We start from the raw sequence: 24328 nt of genomic DNA, 5'->3' as shown, positions 1-24328 counted from the left end.
ATCATCAATTTTTTATAATTAAGACAATATTACAATATCCTGAAATAGAGAATAAAGCACAAAAAAAGCACCAACATTTCTGTAAGTGCTTGATTTAAAAAGTGGTCCCACCTGTAATGTCCCCCGTGTATTTATGTGGTATTAGATGGAGTTATATTTACTTTATATCAACTATCAATAAAAATATTGGAGTTGTATGGAGCGCTGTGGATGTAGATGGGTTTAAGCGTTATTAGCAATTTGATAAAATTAAAACTTATAGCTTTTTCATTTTTTCACATCAGTTAAAGGTAAAAATCATATTTCTTTTCTAAGAAGGAATTTATTGCTTTTTTAGATTTTAACTTTATTAGTTTCTTTCTTTCCTTCTCATTAAAAAAAGGAATTCCAAAATTTTTAACATAATTCTTAGCTAAAGAGAAATAATCATTTGAATACGGCTTACTAGTATTTTTAATATAATACCAAAATATATCTGAAGACAATATTTTTTTTAGAAACATTAAGTCCTCAAATGAATCTGAAATAATTGCATAACCATTATAAAACATTAAGTCTTCGTCATCTGTATAAACAAAGTATGGCATATTAGAAATATAAGGAAACAATAATTTCTTACCTCTTATATTTAAAGCTTGTGTTCTTCCAAATGAAAACCATTCTGGATAATTTCTTTGCCCTTTATCTCTTAAATCTAATTCTAATTTGTAATTAGACAAATAGAAATATGTGTTGGGATATTTTTCTTCGAATTCAGATTTTGGGATAACACTAACAGTATTAAATTCAGAATCAATTTTATACGGAAAAATAATCTTCTCTCTTAAAATAGGTATTTCTTCTTCTTTTTTTAACACATTCGGTTTTATTGCATCTCTACACACAGCCTTTTCAACAACATACTCAACTTCATCTTTAACAAAGCTATAATGCGTTTCGTTTTCGCCTATTGGTTTAAATAAAAATACATCATTTTTTAAAGTAGCGAAGCCATTCCTGATATTAAATAAATTCCCTAAACTATCACCAATATTTTCAATCTTTCGAATGTTTGCCTGAGTAACATAGTTGTCCAATAACCAACCATCTTTATCATTTAATTGTTCATAATTAATTGAATAAAAACTGTTATCAGACAGTTTAGATAAATTATCTAATTTAGACTTAGTATATAAAATCTCTCCTTTTTTTTTCTCGATTAAACAAATACAAGTATATGTTAATCTGTTATTAAATATTTGCTCTGAGCCAAAATCTATAATCTTAAAAGAATATTTCTTTGCAGAAAAATAGTTTCTCAAAGCTCTTCCATTTAAGCTTTTATAAAATGTATTTACTGTAATATATCCTAAAGAACCGTTTTCATTCAACCATTTCAATCCTAATTCAAAAAAAGGTATATATAAATCTGCTTTGCCAGTAGATGCAACGGACCAGTTCTTCAATAATGCTTTAGAATCCTCATCAATATTTACTGAACCTACATATGGTGGATTACTAAAGATATAATCAAATCCCCCTATTCTTCTAAAAACATCTGAGGATTCTTGCCAATTAAACGATAAAGAGTTCCCAACATAAAAGTTAAAACTAAACTCATCTTCATCTTCTCCATTTGCTATTGCTAATAAACAAAGTAAGATTTTAGTCCTATAGATACTATACTTCTCCACATCTATACCAAACAAATTCTTTTCGTAGATACTTTTGAATTTTATACCTGAGCTATACAGTATTTTAGCAACATCAAATAAAAAACCTCCACAGCCACAAGCTACATCACAAAAAGTTTTTTTTGATAAATCCTCATTCTTTAACGATGAGTTTATTATAAATTGTCTAATATTTGATGGAGTGTATATAGCTCCATTAACAATTTTATCTGATGGAGATATTACAAATTCAAATAATGTTATTAATAGTTCGAAATCACAGTGTTGATCTTCACCATTAAATAAGTCTATTAAATCTAAAAGTTTCTGATATTCTTCAGCATCTCTCTCATCGATTAGTAAACTTTTAATTAAAATATTATTCTTAACAGAGATTAAGTTTAATTGACAAAAAGTTGATACTATTAATCTATTAACCAATGACTCATTGAATGAATATTTACCTATAAAATTTAGAATTTCTTTATAAAGTTTCACTATGAATTAATTATTAATTGAGGACATAAAAAAGATGGAGTCCAATGATTCCCAATATTTAAAGAATTATGATCATAGTTCCAAGTACTTGATATTGTATGATAATATGGTTTAAGGATTCGAGCTTGATATTTTTCTATAAGATTTACATACTCTTGTTCGCTTTTCAAAATGGCAATTCTCTTATCTGGGAAGAAATGAGATAGAATATAATCAATGCCTAATATAAGTTCCATAGGGTAATGAGCAATTCTAGGGGACTCAAAAATTATTAATTTGCCAGAGTCTACAGTTTTATTATCATCTAAAATATGTTTTCCTCCATATTGAAAATGATAAAAAGGATGTGGCTCTACTGGCATCATATCTCCAGCTTTATATAAATGTCTATCTAAGTGATAAGAAGTGAAGAAATCTTTTTTATCATAAATCCCTTTAATTTTTATGTCAAAAATTAACCACAAAAATGGATCTTTTAAAGAGTCAATATCATCACAATTCCCAACTAATTCAAAATCTAGAATCAATTCTAAGTTTTCAATATCCTTTGGATGCCTTTTTTCTGGGAATTTATCTAACTTAAAGCAAACTTCTTTGACATTATATCCCCAATATTCAGCACGAGCAACTTTATCAAGCACAACAGCTCTATTTGAAGATAAAAAGGTTATTGCTGCTTCTAAATTTCCTAATGACGCTGTAGGGAAATAGCTATATAAAACGTTTGATAGTGTCCTTATATCCTTAGCCAATTCTTTTCGTATTTTAATATGCTTCTCATCAATTTCCATATGACTCAGACTGATATTTTTTTTTCAACTCATTAAATCTATCTTTTTCTATCGGATGTAACTTTAATCCTAGTTTCGGAAAGTCACTTTCCAAAATTCCTTTAATTGAAGCATAAGATTTATCTTGCCAATTTTGTAAATTATTCAAAATCAACAAACCATCTCTTGTATCCATTGGCTTTTTCAAAATTTGACATATAGTCCAAAACTTACTACTCATCCAATCATCTATTGGTTTGGCAACTGCAGCATCTTTAAGATCAAATTTTTCTTTAATTATACTTAACCGTTCTTCAGCATTTAAGATAATTAAACTCTTAGCTTCTGGAAATGTATCCTCCCACCAATAAATAACTTTTTGAGCCCACCATCTTTCATTACTATCACTGAAAATACCATCATACTTACAAGATTCATCTATACTTTTAAATAATACATCTAAGCCTCCTGAATCATTAATATCAATTCCTAATCGAGCAAAAAGAGTTTCTTTGCAAATTAAAATTCCATCTTTTCCTATAATTTCATTGTAGATATATTGAGATATAATTGAAATCAAATTATCATCAAAATTATGGTAAAAATTAAGTGTTTTGAATTCCTCTTTTTCAATATTTAGAAGTTCATAGACTTTTTTAGATTTTTCAATTTCTTTATAAGCAGAAGTAATTGAAAAGATCATTTTCTCATAATACTTCCCCTTATAGGCTAAATCGTTTTTAGAAATAAAAAAATCAAATAAATCATGAGATGAAATATCCGTATCATAGAAATCTTTCTTTTTTTCATCAGAAGAAATCAAAATTATTGGAAATTCTTTGAATTTTGCATCTTTTCCACTTTGATAAGTTCTTATTGCAGCAGCTAAAACTTGTGCCGGATATGAAGCATAATTATCTCTTCCTTTTAAATTTTCATTTAGTCTTAAATCAATAAGACAAGCATCTATATCTGGAAAATCTGTTTTTATTTTTTCAACGTACCCCTCTAATACTTCGGGATAACTTAATTCAATCTCAATAAGAGCTTGAGAAGTTAAAGACTCAACAATAGGATCTATCTTAAGTTTTTCATCTTTATCGTCATCTATATATAAAATTTTAAAAGTAGTCATTTGGTATATCTTCTTTTTTTGCTGTTGGTATTTCTATTCTTATATTAGTAGAGTAATCTTCTTCTGGGTTTTCAACTATTATTTCTCCTTGATAGCTTTCAATAATATCTTTAACGATTTTTAGTCCTAATCCCGTACCGCTTAGTTCATTTGCCATATTTGATTTACTTCTAGGACTCGATGTTGTGAAAAAAGCGTCAAAAATTTTCTCTCTATTTTCGACTGGAATTCCATCACCATTATCTAAAAATTCAATAAAAAGCTTATTTTCTTCTAATTTACCAGCATTTATTTTAATTTTCTTATTAATAACTCTACCCCTGCTCATTGCTTTTTTTGAATTACTATAAAGATTAAATAGAATTGATGCCCACTCAGAAGCATGCATTTTACATGTATACAATTCTATATCTAAATAATTTATATCTACTATGATATTATTACGCAATAAATCATTTTCTAAAGTTTTAAAAAACGGATTGATAACACTTCTTAATTCTATAACTTTAAGCTCCCGATTAACATTTTGTGAAATTGTTTCATCAAAATAAGATGCATAGACTCTAAATGATTGAAATCTTTCTTTTAAGTTTTTTGCCTTTTGATACTCTATACTGTCGATGGGTAAATTATTAAGTAAAAACTGAGTATCTATCTCAAAAGGTGTCAAATATTGAAATATTTCATGAGTAAATTCACCAATTACCACTCCTAAACCAGCAAGAACCCTTAACATATTTATTTCATCGATAAACTCTAGAGCATGACGTAACTCTTCAGCTTTTTCCCTTGCTTTATTAGCTTTTTCTCTATTCTTCTCTTTTGTCTCGTCATCATTGAATGTAAAACCATCAGAATTTTCTTTTTCAAATTCATTAGCAAAATCCTCAAGTATTTCAACTGCTTCTTCAACTGCTTGTTTTGCAGTCCTAGAATATTTTCTATCCCAATCTTTTTGATCAGTAGTTTCTTTAATCCCTCTTTCTGATGCTATTCTTCTAACTGCTGAAGTAAGACATTTATATGTAAAATCTACTAATTCTTGATATGCTTCATTATTCAAAAATCCTTCACGACTTGATAACTCAATAAAATTTGGGTTATCTCCTTTAATTTCAACAAATCCAAAAAAATTATGGTTACCATGTACAAATAAATATCTTCTAGTTCTTACGGATTCATCCAGTGTTACCCAATCATTATCCTCTTCACCGTACGGCAAAACTCTAAAGCCATTTCTGTAAATCTTTATCCCTCCTTTTTTACTATCAATATATGTCTCAACTTGTTTTGGAATTAAGCCAACATTGTATATATAATAGTAAGCTTTCAGGTTTACTCCTTTTAAAAATTTATATGGAACATTATCAATATTATCATCCTTACTAATAAATTGATTTGAAGATGTAGTAACTTCTGATATTTTACTATCAATAATCTTCCAATATCCCATATTGTATTCATCCACTCCTCCTATGATTTCTGCTGTAGCATGGTCATAGAACATGGATTGTGTATCAGCAATTACATTTGAGTCTTTAAAACAACTAATAGTAAAACCTGGATCCTTAACTGTTTCATTATCACTTTCAGAATTTAAACTTTCAATATTTGAAATCGGAAAGGGTTGAATAATATCAAGAGTGTATCTATATACTCTTTTAATCATCGCTTCTGACCACCAATCTCTTAAATCATCAATTATTAAAGTGGTTCCTTTTGTTTTTGTTTTTTCAATAAATTCCAAAGAATTTGAGATAGACATAAGATCTTTATCTATACTATAATTATCCCATTCAATTTTTAATTTTATTGCTCTAGGAGAATCAACTGTTTGAGTAATTATAGTTAAAGTACTTCCAAGTCGCTGTGTAGCAAATCTTCCGATTCCCTTTCTACCAGCACGACTCCTGTTATAAATTGGAGATAAAGGCTCATGAATCTTCTCAGTAGATGAAATTCTCATAAAACCATTTAATAGTTGTTCTCTGGACATACCATTACCGTCATCGTCTATGATTAATTGCCCTCCATAATCATCAACATCATTAAAATATATTCTAGAAAATGTAGAATCAGCATCAAATGAGTTTTTTACAAGCTCAGAAACTGCGGTTTCGTGTCTAGCTACTAATTCTTTTCCTAATCTATCTATAACACCCGCATCTACCAAAAAACGAGCATTATTTTCATCTAATAACGCTAAGTCTCTTGATAGACTGAGAATTAAATCTATATTATCAGGATCATTAATAATTACATCTTGTAATTTTTTTTGAATTTCTATTTTTTCAGACATTACATATCTTTGTACACAAATGTAAGTTAAAAAAAGTATTTTTAATTACAAAAGTAAGTTCCAAGTTAGAGAACATAATGTGAAAAAATCTCTTTTTTATTAGTAATAATTGAAATCCTATTTCAGAAACTAATATTTAAGTAAATATCAATCTCACTGAATATATAATTATTTACTATGTTGTACTAAAAGATTATTTATTTTCCATATATTTTGAAATATCAAATGAATAATTAGTACAGTCCGAAACATCTTTCTTAACTTTTTCCTTTGCTTTTAACCATCGGTCTGTTACATCTCTTTGAGACACTAATATTTTTTCGGAGGTATTATTGATTTGATCTTCTGTATTGATATAGTATTGAGTAAATACCTGTTTCACTGGATAACTGAAATATTCCACAGGAATAGTACATGATTTCAACTCATCTATTATCCAATTTTCATTCGGTTTCCAGTTATACTTAGTTTTGGAGTTTGCAATCGAACTCAAAACTGGATCAAAAGAATCAGATGTACTTCTGCAATTAAGTTCACTCCCATTATTAAGAACAAGAATAACTTCTCCTTCAATAGTAGCAGTTTTGTAAATATTTTTGGTATTATTTTTTAGAATGCCTTTGAATGCATAAAGTGTAGATACCGGATTGTTATTTCTTCCTATTGAACTGCTTAACACAATGAAATTACTGAACTTATTATTTTTGACTAAAAATTTTTCTGTTCCATCTTCATTGAGGTATGAAGTATCTAATTCATTATTAGTTGACTGTTTATTGCAACTGATTAGTGCTAATGAAGTAAACAGGATAAGTAGTAATGTAGAAAATTTCGTTTTCATTTTATTATTTATTAGGTTTTCAATCTTATAGACTTTTATCTGATATTCCTTACTGAAACCCGTAATGATATATGAAAACAAAAAACAGGCTTGAGACATTATCTCTACCTGTCTTTGAGGGGGTCGAAGCCCTGTACAACAAAGTAAAGCAATGCCCAAGCCCAAGCCTGAACATTTTGCTAAACTTATCCTGTTGTACTTTTGAATTTTCGACCTTTCAAAGACAGACGTCAGTTTGCTAAATGTAATATCTTATTATTTAATTTTTAAATATTTCTATTCTTATATATTTTTTTATTTGTTCATTTACTGCTGTAAAGCTATTAATTTTAATAATTTCAAACAACATTTTCACTTTTAGACTTAAATATTAACGTAACATTCTTTATTTAAATTAAGATAAAACTTAATTTGAACTGTATTCTCCATTCAAAAATCGTTTATCATTTCAATTTGGATTTAGATATCTAAAAGTGATTTAAAAACTATCTACTTTGTTTAAAACTGTATTATACAAAAGTATACCTCAAAGCACCAGTTTTGGACTTCAATTTATTTTTTATCAAAATGACAGGTGATGATCTTTCTTTGATGAGTGTAATATCCTGTAACAACTTCATATTTTTTAAACAGTCCTTTTTCGTTGAGAGATTTCGTCCAATTGGTGACGCTTTCAACACTTACATTCAGGCGGTTTGCTGTATATTCCCTCGATGCAAAATACTCCTTCACTCCTTTACTGATTGAGTTGTACTCTCCCCAAAGTAGCTTTTCTCCTGTTTTTAGCGCTTTATTCGAGTAAAGCTCAAAAGGAATTTTGATATTTCTTCGGTCCTTATTTTCCTGAATTTCTTCAGATTTTTCAGCTGTTTTATAGTGGTCGGTCAGAAAATATTTTCGCCCTTCTTTGGTTAAATACCTCTTTTTCAAAAGGCTCTTCCTGTAATCTCCAACAATATTGGGGTGTAAGTTAAAAAGTACTCCTACATCTTTACTCGTTATCTGGTTAAATCCGAGCTTACTTTTCAGGGAAAAATCCAATCCAAATATTAATTTTTCGTTGAGAGATAGCTCCGAACTGGATAAGATTTCAAAGGGAATTTCTACAGTTAATTTATTTAAAACTCCTTCGATTAAAGGGTTTGTTGAATTATTATTGGTATATTTTTTCATTGTACTGCTTTCTAATTTTTCACTACTACTTTTTCGGACCACTCCTTAGTTCTTCTCCCCATGTTTCCTGCCTTTACCTCTACCACGGACTACGGAAAAGTAGTCGACTACTTTTTGTCCTCTTTACACTTTCGTACTACTAGATTCCTCTGTTGAAATCTGGAGGTATCCTCTACCACCTTCCAAGAAAACTACTACCACGACTACGTTTTTCAGGGAGTAACAGTACTTTTTTATCACCAAAAGTGCATTTCAATTCACCTAATTTTGCATTTCAATCTAACCATTTTTGCACTTCTATCTCACCAATTTTGCACTTATATTTAAAGACATAATTAAAGACTTCAATTAAAAAACCTTAATTAAAGAGATAACCAGAAGCGGTAAACCGCTTCGCTTTCAAAAAAAATTATATTTTATTAAATACTCTGAGTACTATAAATTTTCCTTTGAAGCCAAAATAATAATTCTCATTTATCCCTTTGGATTAATGAAAATTAAAGTAAATAAATATTGTGAACGATTTTCAGCAATGATCTCCACTTGAAAATTTTCAATTGGGATTCTGTGTCAGTTTTTATAATTGAATTTGTTAAACATCTTTGAAAATATGTAGTACAAAGAATTTATTCACTTTTTATCTACTTACATTTTATTCATTTGCAAAAATTATAATCAATCTATGTTGCATAATCGAAAAATATGCGTGGACTTCACCGTGTTAAATAACCCAATGTTTGCAAACCTATATTTAACAGGAGGTTATGTCGTATTTCTTTTTAAGTTTATATCTTTTGTGCTTTTAGCCAAACAGATGAACCCATGTTTCTTTGAGTGCCTTCCTCTCTAATAAAAAGACACTGAAAGAAACTTTAATTTTATTATTCCACAGGGATGTAAGATTTCAAAATGCCAATTAATTCATCATAAGCACTCAAAATTAACCTTTTCACTTCTTCATCTCTTAACTCTCCGCTTTGTCCATCATATGGTTCTCTAAGTGATTTTATCATTGTTTTAAGTTGATCGAATCGGTGCCAGTTATCAGTGTCCTTTATAACTATTAATTGCTCTAAAATATTCAAAATTTTACTTTGTAAATATCTATTTGGCAAATTGTTTTTAGTAGCTTCGAGTTGTGAAATAAAACTTTCAATTTGGGTGATTTTTAGATTCATAATAATACCGTTAATATTTTAAACAAGAAATATACTAATGTTTGGGAAAATTAGAAAATAAACCTGCTAAAAGGCAGGTTTATAATTTTTAGCTTTAAAAATTAAGCCGATTTACTAAAATATTCTTTCAATAGTTCCGCATTCTCATCCTGTGATATTTTGATATAGCTGTTAAATGCTTTTTCAGTTCTGTGTCCTGTGATATTCATAATTACCCTTGTAGGAACACCTCTCTTGAACATATTAGTAGCAAACGATCTTCTTGCAGTATGGGTACAAATCATTTCATATTTTAAAAGATTTTCTTCAATCCTTTCTTTACCTTTATTTCTAATTTTAAGAATCTTGTCACTAATTTTTGCCAAGTCACCTAACACTTTCAAATTTCTATTCATTGTTTGATTAGATACGGACTTCGGAAGATTGTTCGGATTATCTTTGTACTTATCCATGATTTCCCTCACTGCTGGAAGAATCGGAATATTTACCCATTCACTCGTCTTTATAGTTTTGATTCTAAGAATATCACCAACAATATGTTCCTGCTTTACTTGGCTAAAATCACTAAACCTCAACCCCGTATAACAACCGAAGACAAATAAATCCCTCGTTCTTTCCATTGTTTTATCACTACTTAAATCCAATTTTAAAAGCTTAGAAATCTCTTCTTCGCTTAGATAAATATTATTGACATCTTCTCTTACAGTCTTAAAATTTTTATGCTGGTAGCCTGTGAAAGTGTTATAACCGTCCTCAGTTGCTGAGTTTAAAATCGCTTTAAGATTTTTAATGATTTTACCAAAACCGTTATTAGTCAGCCCTTCAATTCCTGTATAAAAATCCATGAAGTCATAATAAAAATCAATATCAAAGCTCATCCAGTCTAATTTGTTTCTGCTATAGTCCTGATAATCTTCAAGCTTATGTAAAGCAGTACGATAGCTTTTAATCGTACTTGCTGTAAGACGGTTCTTACTATTTTCTAAATATTTTTCAGCATATTCAAAGAACGTATATTGCTTCTTTTTCTCCGTTCCATTCTTATCAGCATTGTAAACAGACTTTACATAATCTATGGTAGGATCATTGCCCTCGATTAGCATACCATTAACAATATCTTCCACTTTCTGACGGATTCCCTTAATGTAGATGTTAAACCTATCAGAACCAGGATAACTTCTCTTTACCATTTGTGTTCTTTCATCCCAGTATTTTTCGTCAATATTCTTATGAGTTGAAAAATGCGTTGTCTTCTTTTTATGAGTATACCTCAGCATTAGAAGGGATTCAGGACTTTTCTTTTTCTTCTGATAATCAAGCTTACTCAGGATAAATTTAAATGTTGCCATTATTTTAATTTTTTAGATTGCTAACTGTAAATTTTGCGACATAGTTTTGTTGTAGCAACTTTAGCCCTAAATCCTAATGTGCTACAACGGTTAGGGCTAAAGTTTTAAAATTTTCAATCAAATGCTAAAACCTTTGATTGTACTGATCTTCTAAGAGATTGATGGCTTTTCGGCGTTTACTCTTTTGTGACGGAGTTAGCCCAGAATTTTCAATCAAATTAAACAGTGATTTGACAACATTTTTAGAAGCAACACCGCTCTCATATTGTTTAAGCCCTGCGTAGAGGATATGAGTCAAGTCTGTATCATAGAGTAATACAGGATTTTCATTCTTTAGAATTAATGATTTTCGGGAACTGATTAATTCTTTCTCTAATATCCCTCGATATTCAGATAATGGTTCAGATAAGTCATTATAATAAAGACTATCAAAATAAGGCTGAGTACTAGTTAGCTTTATTTCATGTTTGACCAGGCCCATTTCAGGATAATTCCCAAGCGTAAATGTCTTTTTGGCTTTAGCATTGGCGACAGCATCATATACTTTGTAATGGAAATTTCTTTTTCTATCTCCGAACATTTTAAACCCGTCTGTCGATTTTTCCAGTTCATAGTTTTTGATTCCTACAATAGAGCTGATATAATCCTTACTATCACTATCAATATTCTCATACGCTCCGAATTCAAGTTCCTTTATTTTAGCAAATTTAATTTCTAAGCCCAATTCTTTAGACATAAAATCCCTAACCGCCAAAAGATCCTGTGTATCAAGCTCACAAAAATTATGTCCATAAATGAAATAAGGAAGGCTAAATTTTATTATTGCTTTCTTTTCAGTGAAATACACACTGAAATTTTTGTGATGTTCCCAAATTTCAGGCTTTAGAATATATTGATTTTTAATAGTGGGATGCTCAACCAGGTTTTCAAAATTAATATCATAATAATTGTATAGAATCTCCAGTTTTACAAAGTCAATATGAAAATTAAATAATCTTGGGGGCTTCATATTCCCCACTATGTTTTGGAAAGTTAAAATTCGTTTTCTCATTGTTCTGAAATTTTTGTGATTAATAACTGTTTTGCTGTCTTTCAAGTCACCTATATTGCCTACTAATTCTGCTTTTGTTGTCATGTTATATATTTTAAAAAATTATTTTTCCCGTTTAGTGGGCTTCTGCCCAATTAGCACCTTTGCCGAGTTCTACTATAAGAGGTATAGAAAGTCTTACAACGTTCTCCATTTCATGTTTTATAAGCTCTTCCATGATCTCCACTTCACTTTCAGGAACCTCAAAAAGCAATTCATCGTGGATTTGGAGTATGATTTTTGACTGCAAACCCTTCTCTGTAATAGCTTTATCACAATTTACCATTGCCATTTTGATAATATCGGCTGCACTTCCCTGTACAGGAGAATTCATTGCAAGACGTTTCCCTTTTTCACGAATTGCCATGTCGTTAGAAGCAAGTTCAGGAATTGGTCTGGTTCTTCCGAACAATGTTTTTGAATATCCGTGATGATCGGCATAATTTATTAAACCCTCCAAGCAAGATTTTACACCATTGAATTCAGCAAAATAATCTGACATCATTTTTTCGGCATCTTCCTTAGAATGATGTTTCTTTGTAATTATTGTAAGGGATTCCGCTAATCCTACTGCTGACATTCCGTAAATCAAACCGAAATTGATCGTCTTAGCAATATTTCTTTGCTCTTTCGTTACTTCTGAAATCCTGCAATTGAACACTTTAGAAGCTGTTAGTTCGTGAATATCTATACCCTTATTATACGCATCGAGTAAAAAACTGTCCTGACTCATTTCAGCCATAACCCTAAGCTCAATCTGCGAATAATCTGCACCAATCAACAAATAGCCTTTTTCAGCAATAAAAACCTCTCTGAACTTGGAAGCTATAATTTTAAGTTCATCACTATCTTCTTCGTTTAATTTCACATTGGGAATATTCTGTAAATTCGGCTTACTACAACTAAATCGTCCTGTCGCTGTTCCTATCTGATTTAAATTGCAATGAAGCCTTTTTGTTTTCGGGTGAACTTCTTTCAATTGATTACAGAAACTTAACAAGGTGTTGGTTTTCCTGTAATCCAAGAGGAGCGGAACAATTTTGTGGTCGTCTTTAAGTTTCTCCAAATGCGATTTATTAACCGAAATCAATCCCGATTTACCTTTGGAAGTAACTTTCGGTTGAAGTCCCAACGTTTCAAAAAGCAGAGTACTCAGCTGTTCATTACTGTTAAGGTTGATTTCTGTTCCTGCAATCTCCATTATTTTTTCGGTGGTCGTTTGTAGTCGATTCAATAACTGATATTCTACACTTTCTAATTTCTTCGTGTCTATTTTCGCACCATTGAGTTCTATTTTAAGGAGAACACGGATTAAATTATGTTCTAACGTATTAATTGCTTTGTCCATAATCCTGATTTAATTTATGAGTTAAAAAATGATACAATTGTAGGGTTAGGTCTGCATCTTCACAGGCATATTTTGTAAGCTCTTCTTTCGGAACTTCGGTAATATCCCTGCCTTTTCTCATTTCTTCAAAGGAAATCTGGTGATAATGAAGATGGAGTTTTGAAATTTCTTTCAATCCGTGAGTTTTACGGTTGGGATCAGACAGATAGTCCATAATCATAGTGTCTTTAATTTCACCTTTAATCTCAATCCCATATTGATGAAAGAATTTTAAATCAAACTTCGCATTATGAAAGACTTTGATAATCGTTTCATCTTCGAGTATCGGTAAAATTGGCTGTAAGAATTCTTTCACTTTGGCTTTATTTTTATAAAAAGGGAGAACAATGTTAAATCCCTTTCCTTTTTCAACAGATATAGCAACACTCACTATATGGTCTGTAAATGGGTCTAACCCCGCAGTCTCCAAGTCTATGACGAGGATCTTTTCTTTTATTATTACTTCTGTCATTATTTAATTTTAATTGTTAATTTTCTGTGTTATTTTCAGGATTGAAAAATTTCTGTAACTGATTGACTAATCGTGTCATTTTATTAGCAGTATCTACGGTTTTGTAGTCGGTCTTAACATCATTGATTGTTAAAATCAAGTGTTCATCAGGCTTTGCGGTAATGACTTCAATAAAAACCTTAGTATTACTCGGAGTTTCTACATAGCCTATACCTTTATATTCCAGATATTTTTTAAGTCTTATTGTGAATCCTCTCAAACTCAGCTGATACCGTGATCCTATTGATTCTTTTCTGAATTCAGCAAACAACTCTTTTTTATGAAGCTTGGTTTTGGTCAGTAATATTTGATCTAAGAATTCCATCAGTTCCAATCCTACCTCACTAATGAGTTTTCTTAACTCTAAGTTGATAGGAGGGGCTTTTACCAATCCTTTTTCAAGATATAACTTAACACAGTGTAGCATGTAGTGGTCAAACCCTAACCATTGATCTTCTTTCCAATCATCAAAGAAGTGATGTCCAAAATCATCATAAACCGTTAAATCTTTACCGTAGTGGGTTGATAATTCAATTTCATGTTTCCTTCTTTCTGTACTGTTTCCTGACGGAGATTTTACATAATAGTTGCTTGTGATAATCATTTTCGGACCATAAGCAAATGCGATGAAAATATCATGTTTGTACTTCCTGCTTATTGTAAACCCGTCTGTTATTCTGCCAAAGAAACCTTCGAAGTTCTGATTTTCTTTAATATCATTAATAGCGACAATACTAGTGAAAGGTGTTACTCTTTGGAATGCAAAACCGGAACTACTGGAAAAATCTTTTCCGGAAATATTACACAGGAATCTCATATAGCTCAATCCTCTCACTAGGAGTGATTTTCCTGTTCCTCCTTCTATCAGTCCAATTTCATTAACAATACTATCAAGTAAGATGATTGCTTTTGCCAAGGCAGGATTCTGAAATGTATGAAGCATATAGCCAATCATTACCTCAAATGGTAAGATCCTCTCCTCAATATTTCCTGCAACATTGTGTATGAATTGTCTGAATGGAATGAATTCGCCTAAACAAGATTCATCATAGCTAAAACCTCTCTGGATGATCTGATCGTAAAAAACATGATGTTCTAAATCCCGATAATCTACAGTTTCGATAGTCTTTGCCTGTACTTTTACCACTGTGTTTTGATAACAGAAATAGCTTATTTCCTGCGTATCCCTAAGCGGGTTAAGTTCTTCATATCGCAAAAATGATAATGTCGCATCTTCTGAAATCTGCCGTGCTTTATTGATCCATGCATTTTTAATTTCATATTTGGTAGCTCCATACTCAAGTTCTGATTTCTGATCGAAATTTTCATCAAGATATTCCAAAGCTACATGTATGATATCCGACTTATTAACAATTTTTACAATATTATTCTGTATTCTAACAAGATGCTCAACTCCAAATATTTTGGTTCTTCTGAATCCCAAATCTTCGGTATATCCTATATAACCGTACGTATCAAACCGTACTTTACCCTTATCAGTAACCTCAAATGGAATATCTATTTTTTTGTTCTCCATTTTATTTCTTTACTTTTTTTTGGTTAAACTTTAGAAATTCTTCCACCTCAGAGAGCTTAAACCGCACATTCTTGCCGATCGGAAGAGAAGGAAAATCGGGATTAGCTTTTCTAAAGTTGGAGAGATGTGAAGTTGAGATTTGGAGGAGTTCGCATAACTGTTTATCAGTCAAAAGCTTTTCCTGACCCACAGGCGTCCCTGCCAGTCCAAAGCCTTGCTCTTTCAGCTGAGAAATCACTTCATCAGCTATTCCAGCCTTCAGCTCTGAAAAAACTTTTGATAAATGATATGTTAGTGCGTTGTTATCCATGACCTTGTCTCAATTTGACAGGTCAAAAGTAGAATAGCGAAGATTTTTTTGTAGTACGATGTGCAGAATCAGAACGATATTTGCACGTTTTACATACGATGTATGTCTTTTAGTTTCTTATTGATTCAGTAGAAACCTTTTTAAGATATTGTTCCAGAGATAATTCAGGGTTTTCAATAGTATCTTCAACATATCCCTCACGGATATGAACAAATGAATTGTATAAGATTTTTGCGAAATCTTCTTTGGTAATTTCAGGAAGACGAAATAACTTGAGTTCCTTTATAAACCTCTGCTTATCCTCTTTGTCTTTGATTTTTGGATAGAAATGACTTCGTGGTTCTGTCAGTTCAATAAATTCCCCTGTATCAACCAATAAACCTTCAGAATTCAATACAGTTTTCTTGATTTTTTTATTCTTTATCTGCTCCGCTAAGTCCGAATGATACTCAATATAATAGTTCTCATACTGGCTTTTCCCACGTAGATAATAATTGGAATAGCTTGTATAAAGTTGTAGCATCTTTTTCTTAAATTCTGTTTTCTTATTAATAGTGAGATACAATAGTATTATTGGATACGGATTGGTCGAATAGGCAAAAGAATTATCAAAGAACAATTGAATATCCTCTTCCTGTAAAATATCTCCAAGAATTGTATATACCTCTTGTTTGAAATCTGATTTTGTTTTTAATTTGTTTCCTAACCTTTTTTCAAAATCTCGAGCATCTTCAACAGCAAAATACAGCGGTAGTCTAAAATCAATCGGCTCCTCTATGAATCCATCAGGAAGTTTGAAAGTGGTAAAATCTCCGTATTTCCGTTTATGATTCTTTGCTAATTTTTTTAAGGATTCTCTCATCCCTTCAACCCCTTTAATAAAGTTATCAGCATTTTCTTCTATGAATCTTATCTGAAAGTCTTCATAACCATTAAAAGATCGAGATTTCAAAAGAGAGTTAATTTTCTGTTTTGAATAATAGATTGAACCGTATTCACAGATAAAATACTGCTCTAAGAGTGAGTATTTCTGCAATTCTGTTTCAAAAGTATCTATTTCTAAAAGATAATCTTTAAGAACATTTTCTAAAAAATTAAAAACTTTGGCTACTGATTCCAAAGATAATTCTGTTAATTCTAATATAGTTCTATCATTTCTACTCATAAAAAAGACTTTTGGAAGGACTAAGGTAAAAATATTTGATGGGTTCTGAAGAAATACTGGAGATTGACGAAAATGGAAATTTTCTCAATCTCTTTAGGCAAAGGTAATACAGATATAAAATAGGAGAATAACTTCTGTAATTTTATAATCACAAAATCATTTTAATTTTTATTTTAAAATAGAACCACATCTATGCGAAGTCAATCCAGCAAAGCTTTTCCGAGGAAGTTTAAGCGTATATTTCAGCGTTGTGGTTTTGGGAAATAAAAAAGCCCCATAAATAGGGGCTTGTCGAGTTTTTGTAGTGGTCCCACCTGGGCTCGAATATTTTTTATTTTTCCCTTTATTTATGGGACTTTCAGACAATTGTATTTACAAAGGGGAAAATATAGGGGAAACTTTTCTTTAAATAATGTAAAATACATTTAGAGTTTTTATAATTATTTTCTAAGACTAAAGACTAAATTATGGTAAACCGTAAATGCTACATTGACTAATGTTTGTATATTTGAAAAAACTAATCGAATGTAAACAATTTAAATATGGCGAAAAAATTCGAAAAAATTGGAGAAAATTTAGAAGTCAAAAACATAGTAATCCATCAGCTATTAAAAGATGCTGGAAATAGACTTGTTAATCCTAAGGCTGCTGATAACTTATTAACAATTGGAGAAAAGGAAAAAACATTTCTTGGAAATCTTGATAAGTCTTATCATAAAAAATCTAGTCCAATTTATGGGATTTTTGCTGAAGAAAACCCCAAGTTTAGAGATTGTTTAATTGATTACATTAATGGTGACTGCCAATTTTATGATTTTTCCATTAATGTGATGAATCATTATAAAATTGTATTAGAAAATACCGTAGCTGCAACTGGCGGTTATATGATTATATGCGAATATAGAAATATAATAACATCCAATGATCTACTTTTAATTTTAATGATTAACAACAAGGAAGGATTTGTTATTGATGAAAAAAGCTTAACATTAGATAATATTAAAAACTTAGATTTAAGTAAAGTTGATGTTGCTTGCTTAATCAATCTAACAGAATGGGTAAATATTGAAAATAATCTTCCTTCAGAGAGAAAGACATATCTATCCTTCGTTAAAGGAATGAAAGAAGTCAGTTATTATTTTATGTCATTTATTGATGTTGATAATAAAAATACAAGTACAGAATCTACAAAACGGTTAATTACTGCCATTGAAGCATACGCTGATATCGAACAGTGGGATAGAAATACAAAAATTAATAAAAAAAATAAAGTATTTACTTATTGCCACGATTGTATAGATAATAAAAAAGAAATTCTTTTATCGACAATTTCAAGTATTCTAAATCCTGATAATCCTGAGCATTTTCAAGATTTTGCTACTGAAGAAGCTTATAGAGTTAGTGAAATCATAAGTGGAGATAAAGTACGTATGAAGTTCCTGAAGACAATTACTTATTCTGATAAGGAATTTAAAATTGAGTTTGATACCAAACTAATTTTAGATAATACAATTGTCTTAGATGGTAGTGGGAACAAATTAACTATCAAAAATATTTCTCCTATATTAAGAGATAAAATTAAAGAATTGAGCAACAAAAATGCTTAATCAAATAGTTGATATAATTAATACTTCATCCTCAAAAAGCGTTGAGGATAATGTTTTATTTTGCCAAAATGTAATTGACGATAAATCATTTTTAGATACACTATACAATTCAGAATTAATTGAAAATTCTGATATTGATGATTATTCAGTAGGAGATTCGATAACTTTAGAATTTTCTCTCCCAAGACTTTCTAGTATTGGTTTTTTTGAAACTAGAGAATCATTTTTAAGAAAAAATTATTACAATATTCCTGGGAATGAAATTTATATTTTTGAAAGAAGCTCATATTTATCGGATGATTTACCTTTTCAGCAAAACTATTCACTAATTGTTAATTTAATATCCGAAATATCCAATTTTTCAAAACATACTTATGAAGATGCAGAAGTTTTGAACGCAATTATTTTAAGAGAGGAAATTTCTTTATATCTACCATTAAAATATTCCTATGAAGATTTAGAATCCTTGAATGTTGATGTAACAAACAGAATAGAACAGTTTGTTTCACTTCTCCAAACTAATGCTTTTGCAGATAAGAAAAATGTTTATTTGAACTTTTTAGTTGAGTATCTAATTCCAATAGAAGAAAATACCCGTTTTTCATATTTAATCCAGAATTATTATGATTACGACGATAAAGCGGAATCTAGTTATAACTATTATTTACGAAATTTCTCATATAACAAACTGAAGGTTGAACTTGATTCAAAAGCTTTGGAATTTAATCAAAAATTACAGTCTGTTATAAATGATTCGCAAACAAAACTAATTGCGATTCCAACCGCCTTAGTATTCACTTTATCTACTTTGGACTATGAAAATATAAATGCTTTTAAAAATTATTTGCTAATAATAGGATTGATAATATTTTGTGTATTCATTCAAATCTTTATTAATAACCAAAAATCCTCTATTGGCTTCATTAGTGACAATATTCTTCAATATAAATCAACTTTTGAACAGAATAAAATTATAGAACTAGAAAAATCGTTTAGTAAAGTTGAAAAGGAAAAAATAAAACAAAGCAATAGAATATTATTGATGCAGCTTTTCTTATGGTTATCCCCAATATTAGCTATGGGAACAGTTTTATTTCTAAACACTTTTAAATTAATGGGAATAATTATGGTATTTCTCTATATTATATTCTCCTTAATCATTTACATTATTTTCACGTTAAAAACATAAAACTATGACTCAAATGATATTAAGATTAAACTATCAAACTTTTTTTGATGGTAAGGAAACTCTAATAGAGCTTTTAAAGCCTTTAGATAAAGATGACCTATTAAGAGCAGTTAGCTACTTCGTTAATCGTTCTAAAACTGAAAAAAATGCTATTACAACAATAAATAATTGGTTTTCAGATAACGATGTTAAATCAGAATTAATTTCTCGAATACGAAGTAATGGATCTATTTTAAATATTTTTAGTAGTTTAAAACTTCTAAACTATATTTTAGAGAGAGATGAAAATACTACTGAAGCAATAGATAAAAATGAATTTGAATTACGGTTATTTAAAGCCTATCTCTTATTAAATTCCGAACAAGATACTACTGAAGAATCAGGTCAAAAAAAACTTCCTAAAGATGATGATGAAAGGATTATTGCTTCTCTTTTAACGTTATCATACCATGATTATGATATTCAAAATTATATTTTACATGAGGTTTTTCTTAGCCAATTAATAAAATCTATAGAATATTTTCAATTTATTGAGCAACATTCCATTTTAAAAAATCACCTCATTCTATTTTTAGATAAATATAAATGTTCGAATTGGCAGGAATGGATCTATAAGTTACTCAATATAATAATTCCTGTATTAGGACATAACAATGATACATACTCAGAAATTCGCTTAGAAGCAGATGATAGTCTTGAAACAAATACATTATTTTTAAGCCTTTTTTCAGTTCCAATTGAATATACTGAATTACCCGATTTCACTACAATAAGAAGTAACCCTCTACAAAAAGTTAACGATCATACTTTTTTAGTTATTAATAAATTATTTTTAATTGAAAGGATTTTTAAAAGTGTAATCTTTGAATTCAGTTTAAAAATTAATAAAGAGGTTAGTGAAGAATTTAGAATTAGGGATTTCCGATCAATATATTGTGATTTTTTTTCAGAACAAGTTTTATTATATCAAACAATTTGGAAGTGTTTTCCTAGCAATTCAAAATATCAAAAGTTTAAAGGAGAGGATTTCAAATCACAAGGATATTCTTCTGAACCTGATTTTTATATTCGATTTAAAAATAAAATTTTACTTTTTGAAAGTAAAGATGTAATATTAAAAGGTGAAGAAAAAATTTCACGAGATTATTCCATTTTGTCAAAGGGTTTAAAAGACAAATTTTTAAAGGTAGAAAAGGATGGTAAAACAAGCAAAAAAGCTATTCTTCAAATAATTGAAAATATTAAGCGAGTATTCGATGAATACTATAAAAAAATCGATGTAAGTTACAATACTGATTACGTCAAAGTGTATCCTGTTTTAGTTATACATGATAGACAGTTTGATACTCCTGAATTGAATAGATTATTAAATAAATGGTTTAGAGAGGAATTGGATTCTACGTTTGATACGAATCAAAAAAAGCAAATAAAAAACCTTACAATAATTAATATTGATACACTAATCATATATCAAGAACATTTTTTTAAAAGGGGGGAATATGGGCTGGAAATATTAATTGACAAATATCAAGCATTTGCTAAGCCAACGTTTAGTACCAATTATGAAAAGAATATAGAAAATTACATGAACACTTCTATCTCATTTTCTGCTTTTGTAGGGAATATTTTTGATAAAACGGATTTTAAAGAAACACCTAGCTTTATTGAATCATACATAAAAAAATTAAATATTCCAACAGTGGATTAATCACAAAATGACATATATAAATATTACAAAATAGTGAAGACAAGTAAATTAATGTCTACACACGTAGGAGACCAACCAATTAGGGTATTAAAACATAACTTGATAGCAAGACTTGAAGAACGAAACAAAAAACTCATCACAACCCTTCAATTAGATCTTAGGTTAGATAAAAAAATAGCTTATCACGCTAGAAATGCGTCTTTGAATGAAAATCAACTACCCTTTATATCTGCTTATGGTACAATTAACATACATGAAACGTTTTTATCATATATTTGGATCATTTGCTACTACTTTTTTGTAGTTCATGAAGAAGGAGTTGTAATTCCTGAGCATGAAAAAAGACAAATACTTATCTTTATACCACAAAACGTAAAAATACTAAATGATGCAGAAGATCTTTTCCAATATGCTAAAAGAATAACAAGAGCATTTGAATCTTGGGATATAACAAATCTTCCTAACCCAGAATACTATGACAGTTTTGCGCTAGAAGGTTATTATATTGAAAAAACTAATGACATTTTTGTAGAAAGCGTTAATTTCATTCTTTATCATGAAATCGCTCATGCTGAATTTGAGCATATAAAAAAAATTTCAACAGAAAATCTCTCACAAGTAGAAATTAAAGCGTTGGAAATTGATGCTGATACTAGAGCTATGGAATTAATTTTAAAAGATTGTCGTAATATAACTGCTACAAGCATATCCATAATTTTCGGTATCGCTGCAATACTTTTTCGTAAAAACAACCTTAATGGAGGGAGCAAACATCCTGACATCAATGACAGGTTAGAAAATGCCCTAAGAATTATTAATCCTACAGAGGACAGTCCAGTTTGGGCTATGCTTGCATTATTTATAAAAGCATGGGACAAACAATTTAACTTAGGTTTAAAAGAAAAACCATTTTATAGTACTTACAAAGAGCTATTTTATGACTTGATAAATCAAGTTTAAAAATACTTTCATTTTGTTATCAATAACTCTGAATTACAATCGAATATTATGATTCAGAATTAATTAAATTACTAATAAATAAAAAATGTCATAATCAGGAAAACTAATTATGACACATATATTTATTAGCACCATTTTAAAGGGCGAAAATTCTTTTTTAAGTACCTTCATAGGAAAATTAAAAGAACATCGAAATTTGCCTTATTAATAGTTTTCCTACTTGCTATCGGAAGTAAGTATAGTTCAAAAGGTGATTTAATCACTGAAGCTCGGCAGTACCAATCTACTTATTTCCTTACTCGTTTCTATTTATATTATTTACTTGATTATACTTGACAGCTTACTTGCTTCCCTATATGCTTTTACTTGTATTATATTAGCCTAATAATAGTAGTATATTACTCTTTATATTACTACTCAGTTAATCTACCAGATTTTGGTTGTAAATGACCACAACTAGATTTTGTTTTTAAGTTTATCAATTTTTTTTAATAAAATTTTATCTAAAATTTGGCCATAACCCTTTTTACTTTTTTCTACATAACCTTCGTAAAAATTTTTATAATGACCTCTAAAAAAGCTCTGTTTATTTTTATTTAGCATAGGTATAAACTGAGTAAAAAATTCTTTCTCTCCAACAGTTTTAATTCCTGTAAAAATCATGAGTTTGTCTAATTCTCCATAAGATTTCCCTTTTATATCTACTTCTATTTGGGGAGATAAAAAATCTACAAATTCAACATTTCCGTACATTTTGTAAAGCATGTCGCCTAAAGCGTTCCAATTATCTAGAATTTTCTTCAATGTACTCATAGAGTCTTTATAGTTTCCGAAATTAAATCCACTTACCTTTTCTATTTTAATTTCGTAACGTAACCAAAAATTATTTTTACGCACCATAGGTTCATGAATAGCTCTTCGTTTTTGATTTTTCATCATAGCCCTACTATCTAATATTCTTTTAAGTTTATCATAAAAACTAACAGAATAATTCCCTCCGATAAATGTAACGCCCGTATTTCCGTACATAACCTTTTCTGGTAAATTCTCACAACTTACAAAGCATGGAATAATTGCTTCCATATCTGATTTAAGTCTTAATGTAACTCCAAACTCTACTTTTGTTACTCTAGCTTTCAACATTCTACTTTCATCAATTTGAAACTTTGCTGCATATCTACAGATTACTTCCTTAAATTTTTTATAATCCAAATCTTCAATTCGAGCTTCTCCATAAAATTCTTTTCGGAAATTACGATGAACTATTAATTGATTTCCAATCTTGGCACTTTGGTTGCTTGCAAGCCCTCTAGGTTTATCGTAAACATAATATTTTATATAAAAATTTTTCTTGTACTTAGAATCATAATCATTGTATGTGATTAGTTTATTTTCGTCATCTTCCTCATCAACATTTTGGTTATTTTTATAATAATATATTTTTACTCCTTTACTATTTATTGGTCCAAAAAAATGTTCATTAAGAACTATGTGCGAGAGATTAGCATTGTCAACAATAAATTTTATTCTATCAACCATCTTTATTTATTTAAGAATTTTTCAATATCAATTTTTTTAACAAAAACTTTTGTATTACGACCTTTCTGAATTACCTTCAATCCCATATCCTTATATCGATAAAAGGTTTTTTCGCTAAACCCATAATAATCACAAGCTTCTTTGACGGTCAATAATTCTTTAAAATTACAATTTTCGTTGAATAGTTTTTTGAGTTCTTTAATTTCTCTTTTAAATTTTCGATTTTGTTTTAATACATACAATGTTAATTTTTTATCCATTACTTTAATTTTATTTGTTACACAATATTTATTTTAAGTAACTATAGTAACAATAAAAACGTTGGTATTTTATTGAGTCATTTGACACCAAAAACAGAAAACATTGATTTTCAGCAACAAAAATTCCATATAAAAAAAGCAACCTAATGATTGCTTTGTCATATTATACC

Annotated in this window: 20 protein-coding genes; 4 read left to right on the top strand and 16 right to left on the bottom strand. The window is 29.5% G+C overall.

Annotated features, from left to right (window positions below):
- Nucleotides 1-284: 284 nt before the first annotated feature.
- The 14 genes from ACM39_RS12610 to ACM39_RS12545 all read right to left on the bottom strand — a co-directional run bounded on the left by ACM39_RS12610 (nt 285) and on the right by ACM39_RS12545 (nt 16895).
- Nucleotides 285-2150, bottom strand: a complete 1866-nt coding sequence (locus tag ACM39_RS12610; protein ID WP_165585118.1) for an Eco57I restriction-modification methylase domain-containing protein — start codon at nt 2148-2150, stop codon at nt 285-287.
- Nucleotides 2150-2941, bottom strand: coding sequence for a hypothetical protein (locus ACM39_RS12605; protein ID WP_048511400.1), 792 nt, complete (start codon nt 2939-2941; stop codon nt 2150-2152). The genes ACM39_RS12610 and ACM39_RS12605 overlap by 1 nt, the downstream gene beginning before the upstream one ends.
- Complete coding sequence (locus ACM39_RS12600; RefSeq protein ID WP_048511399.1) at nt 2931-4055, bottom strand: hypothetical protein; 1125 nt, start codon at nt 4053-4055, stop codon at nt 2931-2933. Before ACM39_RS12600 ends, ACM39_RS12605 begins: the two co-directional genes overlap by 11 nt.
- Nucleotides 4042-6354, bottom strand: a complete 2313-nt coding sequence (locus ACM39_RS12595) for an ATP-binding protein (RefSeq protein WP_048511398.1) — start codon at nt 6352-6354, stop codon at nt 4042-4044. The genes ACM39_RS12600 and ACM39_RS12595 overlap by 14 nt, the downstream gene beginning before the upstream one ends.
- 193 nt (nt 6355-6547) lie before the next feature.
- The gene (locus ACM39_RS12590) at nt 6548-7195 is read right to left on the bottom strand and encodes a hypothetical protein (RefSeq protein WP_131701454.1); all 648 of its coding nucleotides are present in this window, start codon (nt 7193-7195) and stop codon (nt 6548-6550) included.
- A gap of 552 nt (nt 7196-7747) precedes the next feature.
- Nucleotides 7748-8368, bottom strand: coding sequence for a helix-turn-helix domain-containing protein (locus ACM39_RS12585; protein WP_048511396.1), 621 nt, complete (start codon nt 8366-8368; stop codon nt 7748-7750).
- An 881-nt stretch (nt 8369-9249) separates the two neighbouring features.
- Nucleotides 9250-9546 (bottom strand): hypothetical protein, encoded by a 297-nt coding sequence (locus tag ACM39_RS12580; RefSeq protein ID WP_048511395.1) that lies wholly within the window; start codon nt 9544-9546, stop codon nt 9250-9252.
- A 101-nt stretch (nt 9547-9647) separates the two neighbouring features.
- Nucleotides 9648-10895: a site-specific integrase gene (locus tag ACM39_RS12575; RefSeq protein WP_048511394.1), complete on the bottom strand. Its 1248-nt coding sequence runs from the start codon at nt 10893-10895 to the stop codon at nt 9648-9650.
- A gap of 124 nt (nt 10896-11019) precedes the next feature.
- Nucleotides 11020-12030 (bottom strand): hypothetical protein, encoded by a 1011-nt coding sequence (locus ACM39_RS12570; RefSeq protein WP_048511393.1) that lies wholly within the window; start codon nt 12028-12030, stop codon nt 11020-11022.
- Nucleotides 12031-12061: 31 nt separating this feature from the next.
- Complete coding sequence (locus ACM39_RS12565) at nt 12062-13333, bottom strand: DNA polymerase (protein ID WP_048511392.1); 1272 nt, start codon at nt 13331-13333, stop codon at nt 12062-12064.
- Nucleotides 13317-13844, bottom strand: a complete 528-nt coding sequence (locus ACM39_RS12560) for a ribonuclease H-like domain-containing protein (protein ID WP_048511391.1) — start codon at nt 13842-13844, stop codon at nt 13317-13319. The genes ACM39_RS12565 and ACM39_RS12560 overlap by 17 nt, the downstream gene beginning before the upstream one ends.
- A gap of 16 nt (nt 13845-13860) precedes the next feature.
- Nucleotides 13861-15420: a hypothetical protein gene (locus ACM39_RS12555; RefSeq protein ID WP_048511390.1), complete on the bottom strand. Its 1560-nt coding sequence runs from the start codon at nt 15418-15420 to the stop codon at nt 13861-13863.
- A 1-nt stretch (nt 15421) separates the two neighbouring features.
- Nucleotides 15422-15730 carry a helix-turn-helix domain-containing protein gene (locus tag ACM39_RS12550; RefSeq protein ID WP_048511389.1) on the bottom strand — a complete coding sequence of 103 codons (309 nt, stop codon included), beginning with the start codon at nt 15728-15730 and terminating at the stop codon, nt 15422-15424.
- Between the two features lie 109 nt (nt 15731-15839).
- On the bottom strand, nt 15840-16895 hold the full coding sequence (locus ACM39_RS12545) for a hypothetical protein (protein WP_048511388.1): 1056 nt from the start codon (nt 16893-16895) through the stop codon (nt 15840-15842).
- 542 nt (nt 16896-17437) lie between these two features.
- Between ACM39_RS12545 and ACM39_RS12540 the strand changes: the two genes are divergently transcribed.
- Genes ACM39_RS12540 through ACM39_RS12525 form a run of 4 tightly spaced genes read left to right on the top strand, consistent with a single transcriptional unit; the run spans nt 17438 to nt 22359 of the window.
- Entirely contained in the window at nt 17438-18502 is a 1065-nt protein-coding gene (locus ACM39_RS12540; protein ID WP_048511387.1) for a nucleoid-associated protein, read from the top strand.
- A complete protein-coding gene (locus ACM39_RS12535) occupies nt 18495-19691 on the top strand; it encodes a hypothetical protein (RefSeq protein ID WP_048511386.1) in 1197 nt (398 codons plus the stop codon). Before ACM39_RS12540 ends, ACM39_RS12535 begins: the two co-directional genes overlap by 8 nt.
- A 4-nt stretch (nt 19692-19695) precedes the next feature.
- Nucleotides 19696-21399: a hypothetical protein gene (locus ACM39_RS12530; RefSeq protein WP_048511385.1), complete on the top strand. Its 1704-nt coding sequence runs from the start codon at nt 19696-19698 to the stop codon at nt 21397-21399.
- Nucleotides 21400-21450: 51 nt separating this feature from the next.
- A complete protein-coding gene (locus ACM39_RS12525; protein WP_048511384.1) occupies nt 21451-22359 on the top strand; it encodes a phage exclusion protein Lit family protein in 909 nt (302 codons plus the stop codon).
- A gap of 456 nt (nt 22360-22815) precedes the next feature.
- On the opposite strand, the gene ACM39_RS12520 is transcribed toward ACM39_RS12525, so the two are convergent.
- Nucleotides 22816-23898: a hypothetical protein gene (locus ACM39_RS12520; RefSeq protein WP_048511383.1), complete on the bottom strand. Its 1083-nt coding sequence runs from the start codon at nt 23896-23898 to the stop codon at nt 22816-22818.
- A gap of 2 nt (nt 23899-23900) precedes the next feature.
- Nucleotides 23901-24158: a helix-turn-helix domain-containing protein gene (locus tag ACM39_RS12515; protein WP_048511382.1), complete on the bottom strand. Its 258-nt coding sequence runs from the start codon at nt 24156-24158 to the stop codon at nt 23901-23903.
- Nucleotides 24159-24328: the final 170 nt, after the last annotated feature.

Origin of the sequence: Chryseobacterium sp. FH2 (genome assembly GCF_001045455.1) — a bacterium.
GTDB lineage: Bacteria > Bacteroidota > Bacteroidia > Flavobacteriales > Weeksellaceae > Chryseobacterium.
The sequence above is the reverse complement of the archived record's forward strand: the minus strand, read 5'-3'. Positions and strand labels throughout refer to the sequence as shown.